Source organism: Clostridium sp. CTA-19 (assembly GCF_054767855.1).
Genome location: NZ_BAAABH010000090.1, coordinates 1 through 702, shown reverse-complemented (window position 1 = coordinate 702; position 702 = coordinate 1). Strand labels below are relative to the sequence as shown.

Below are 702 nucleotides of genomic sequence, written 5' to 3'. Positions count from 1 at the left end.
TGGTGGAGATAAAGAGATTCGAACTCTTGACCCCCTGCGTGCAAGGCAGGTGCTCTCCCAACTGAGCTATACCCCCAAATATGGTGGACCTTCAGGGACTCGAACCCCGGACCTACCGGTTATGAGCCGGTTGCTCTAACCAACTGAGCTAAAGATCCTTAYTACCAAGATTAACTTGGTACTACCTGGCAACAACCTACCCTCCCACACAGTCACCCRTGCAGTACTCTCGGCGTCTAGAGGCTTAACTTGCCTGTTCGGAATGGAAAGGAGTGTTACCCTCTAAACCATCATCACCAGATTTTAAATTAATATAAGCTACGTACTGCGTCGTCAATTTCCTTCGTTTCTATGCTCATTTATATAAATAAACTCCGCTTCTCACTCAGTCATTTTCTAGCATTACTTGCTTCTCTTAATTTATTTTAAATTTACTATAAACTTCGTATTTCATCGTTTCCTAGAACTACTCGTTTCTAATAATTTTTTAAAACTACTTTTTTATTTTATATTTTAAATTCATATTTGTCAATATTAATTTAAAATATTTTTCAGAGTTTGTTCTCTGAAAATTGCACAGTGATTATATTAGGTCAAGCCCTCGACTTATTAGTATGAGTCAGCTGAACATGTTACCATGCTTACACCCCTCACCTATCAACCTGATGTTCTTTCAGGAGTCTTACTAACTTACGTTATGGG

The 702-nt window shown here is 38.9% G+C and carries 2 tRNA genes and 2 rRNA genes; all 4 read right to left on the bottom strand.

Annotated elements, in window-relative coordinates:
* Positions 1-76 (bottom strand) — tRNA-Ala (locus tag ACYUE0_RS17750).
* Positions 77-81: 5 nt separating this feature from the next.
* Positions 82-158 (bottom strand) — tRNA-Ile (locus ACYUE0_RS17745).
* A 25-nt stretch (positions 159-183) separates the two neighbouring features.
* Positions 184-301: ribosomal RNA gene (gene rrf, locus ACYUE0_RS17740) — 5S ribosomal RNA — on the bottom strand.
* 288 nt (positions 302-589) lie between these two features.
* Positions 590-702, bottom strand: a 23S ribosomal RNA gene (locus ACYUE0_RS17735); the annotation flags it as partial.